This is a genomic window from Candidatus Thioglobus sp. (genome assembly GCF_029243085.1).
Taxonomy (GTDB): Bacteria; Pseudomonadota; Gammaproteobacteria; order PS1; family Pseudothioglobaceae; genus Thioglobus_A.
Genome location: NZ_JAQWSS010000110.1, coordinates 1 through 3,507, shown reverse-complemented (window position 1 = coordinate 3,507; position 3,507 = coordinate 1). Strand labels below are relative to the sequence as shown.

Annotated in this window: 3 protein-coding genes; all 3 read left to right on the top strand. The window is 42.7% G+C overall.

The window, feature by feature from the left end; all coding sequences use genetic code 11:
• The first annotated feature begins 67 nt into the window (after nucleotides 1–67).
• Entirely contained in the window at nucleotides 68–904 is an 837-nt protein-coding gene (locus tag P8M52_RS06250; protein ID WP_300308911.1) for a PHP domain-containing protein, read from the top strand.
• Nucleotides 892–1,506, top strand: coding sequence for an L-threonylcarbamoyladenylate synthase (locus P8M52_RS06245; RefSeq protein WP_300308908.1), 615 nt, complete (start codon nucleotides 892–894; stop codon nucleotides 1,504–1,506). Before P8M52_RS06250 ends, P8M52_RS06245 begins: the two co-directional genes overlap by 13 nt.
• A 209-nt stretch (nucleotides 1,507–1,715) precedes the next feature.
• On the top strand, nucleotides 1,716–3,507 hold a 1,792-nt coding region (alaS, locus tag P8M52_RS06240), incomplete at its 3' end, for an alanine--tRNA ligase (RefSeq protein WP_300308905.1).

The following is a 3,507-nucleotide window of genomic DNA, read 5'->3' as shown; positions in this document are numbered from 1 at the left end:
ATAGATCTGTCAAATAAGGGTATCTTGCTTTCTAGTGGCGGAGGAAGATCAACCAAATATCATATAGATGAAAATTGACCTACACAATCATTCTTATTATTCTGACGGTGTTTTATCACCCAGTGACGTGGTACGTCTTGCCAAGGAGCAAGGGTGTGATGTATTTGCCCTAACAGATCATGACACCACCGATGGATTGGCTGAAGCGCAGCAGCAAGCGGATGAAATTGGCTTGAATTTGGTGCATGGGGTGGAGGTGTCAGCTATGTGGAGCAATATGACCGTGCATATTGTAGGTTTGGGTGTTGATATCGAGAACAAAACCCTACAAGCAGGGCTTAAACAGCACCAAGAGTTTCGACAAGTGCGTGCTGAAAAAATGGCTAGAGGTTTGGGCGGAGCCGGTGTTTTTAATGCATTAGAGAAGGTTAAGTTAGTTGCCAAAACCCCAATGATTACCCGCACTCATTTTGCCCAAATGCTCGTGCAAGAAGGCGTGTGCAAAGATATGCGCAGTGTGTTTAAACGCTTTTTAACCGGTAAAAAGCCAGGTGGCGTGGGCGGTAAGTGGGCTGAATTTGATGAAGTGATTGAGTGGATCCACGCTGCTGGTGGCAAGGCGGTATTGGCCCATCCTTTGCGCTACCGCATGACCAATACTAAAGTCAGACGACTATTAAGTCATTTGTCTGGTGCGGGCTTAGATGGGGTAGAGGTGGTGACAGGCTCAAGTAGTAGTGATGAGATTACCTTAGTGAGCCAATGGGCCAAAGAGTTTGATTTGTTATCATCAATTGGCTCGGATTATCATGGTTGGCCCAATCAAAGAGTTCGTATTGGTCATTTACAAGACATGCCCGATGTTAATGAAACCGTATGGAGAGATTGGTCATGGCCAAGTTAGTTGCAATTCACCCTCAGAATCCTCAACAGAGGCTGGTTATTCAAGTGATTGACGTGCTTAGAGCGGGCGGGGTAATTGCCTATCCAACAGATTCTGGTTATGCCCTAGGCACAACTTTGGGTAACAAAAATGGACTTGAAAAGATTAGGAAAATACGTAGCCTATCTAAGCGCCATGACTTTACTTTAATGATGCGTGATTTGTCGCATATTGGTGAATATGCCAAACTAGATAACAATGCTTTTCGATTATTGAAGAAAATTCTGCCAGGTGCCTATACCTTTATCCTGGAAGGAACGCGCGATGTACCTAAGCGACTGTTACATGAAAAGAAAAAAACCATTGGTGTTCGAGTGTCACACCATGGTGTTGTACAAGCGCTGCTCGAAGAGCTGGGTGAGCCATTAATGAGTGTTTCATTAATTCTTGAAGGGCGAGAATTTTATGATATTGATGATGTACGTGATGCTGTTGATAATCAGGTGGATTTGATTATTGATGATGGCTATTGTCCACCAGAACCAACCACAGTGATTGACTTATCAGCCGGTGGTGTTGAAATTATTCGTCATGGTGCGGGCGATACTTCATTGTTAGTATAGTAATTTCCTGTTAACCTAGCATTAGCATCTAAATCCCACACTAAAGCGCTTAACAAACACCTTTGGTTGATATTGTGAATTTTGTTAAGGACTAGCCGTTAACAACTATTGACGCTTTAACCAAAGAATTTCCTTAAACCCCTAAGCACATGGCATTTAGATGCTAGGTTAATATATAATTAGGCCTTTTTATATAATGCTTTAATCGCATGAAAACTGCTGAAATTAGACAAAAATTCTTAGATTTTTACGCCTCAAAAGGTCATACAGTTGAACCAAGTTCATCATTAGTGCCGCATAATGACAAAACCTTGTTGTTTGTAAATGCCGGTATGGTGCCATTTAAGGATGTATTTAGCGGTTTGGAAAAACGCCCTTATACCCGCGCAGCCTCTTGTCAGCGCTGTGTACGTGCAGGTGGTAAACATAATGATCTTGAGAATGTGGGTTATACCGCACGCCACCATACTTTCTTTGAAATGCTGGGTAATTTCTCATTTGGTGATTATTTCAAACGTGAGGCTATTCAATATGCCTGGGAATTTTTAACGGTTGAAATCGGCCTACCAAAAGAGAAGCTATGGATTAGTGTGTTTGAAGAGGATGATGAAGCTGAAGATATTTGGGTGAATGAAATTGGCTTTCCAAGAGAGCGTATTTCTCGTTGTGGCGCGAAAGATAATTTTTGGCAAATGGGCGATACTGGCCCGTGTGGCCCGTCTAGTGAAATCTTTTATGATCATGGTGCGGATATTGCCGGCGGTCCTCCAGGCCATGCAGATGAAGATGGTGATCGTTATATCGAAATTTGGAATTTGGTATTTACCCAATATGACAAACAAGAAGACGGCTATCTGAAACCATTAGACGCACCTTGTGTGGATACGGGCATGGGGCTTGAGCGTTTAGCTGCAGTATTGCAACATGAGAATAATAACTACGATACCGATGGCTTCAAGAGTCTAACTAAGGCAGTGGTTGAGCTAACGCCTAAAGACGCGGGTATTAAAACTGACAACGCTTCAGTTCGCGTTATTGCTGATCATATTCGTTCAACCGCCTTTATGATTGTTGATGGGGTAATCCCATCCAATGAGGGGCGTGGCTATGTACTACGCCGTATTATTCGACGTGCGATTCGTCATGGCCACAAGATTGGCATTGATAAGGTGTTTTTCTATCGTTTAGCACCCGTACTTGCACTAGAATTAAAAGATGTTTATCCAGAATTAAAATCGGCATTAGCTAATGTTGAAAAAGTCTTAAAACGTGAAGAAGAGCGCTTTGCCCAAACGCTAGATCAAGGTATGGGAATTTTAGAAGAGGCGATTGCTGGTTTAACAGGTAGTGAGATTGATGGTGAAACCGTGTTTAAACTGTATGACACATACGGCTTCCCAGTTGATTTAACGGCTGATGTTGCTCGTGAACGCGATCTTACGATTGACATGCCGGGTTTTGAAGCAGCCATGACTAAGCAACGTGATAGAGCGCGTTCAGCGGGCGATTTTAAAACCACGCAAAAAGGCGTGGATATTAGCGATGCTACTGAATTTTTAGGTTACGAGCAGTTAGAAAACAGCTCATCTGTTCAAGCATTGATCAAAGATGGTGAGTTGGTAGAGGCTATTGAAGCAGGTGATAACGCGATTATTGTTATGTCGGCATCAAGTTTTTATGGCGAGTCAGGTGGTCAAGTTGGTGATAGCGGTACACTGAGTGCAAGTGGTGTAGAGTTTAGTGTTAGCAATACACAAAAACAAAAAACAGGTGCTTTTGAGCATCATGGTGTTGTGAATCATGGCGCATTAAAAGTAGGTGATGTGGTGAGTGCTTCAGTTGATAAAAACCGTCGCAAGCGTATTGCACGTAACCATTCAGCAACACATTTACTACATGCAGCTTTACGTACAGTCTTAGGTGAAACCGTTACTCAAAAGGGCTCGTTGGTTGACGGCGATAAACTGCGTTTTGATTTCTCTCACGATGAAGTAATTTCTA

Excerpts from the sequence above, each read along its gene's own strand:
- P8M52_RS06245 (WP_300308908.1), top strand. The coding sequence starts at position 892 with ATGGCCAAGTTAGTTGCAATTCACCCTCAGAATCCTCAACAGAGGCTG.
- P8M52_RS06250 (WP_300308911.1), top strand. The coding sequence starts at position 68 with ATGAAAATTGACCTACACAATCATTCTTATTATTCTGACGGTGTTTTA.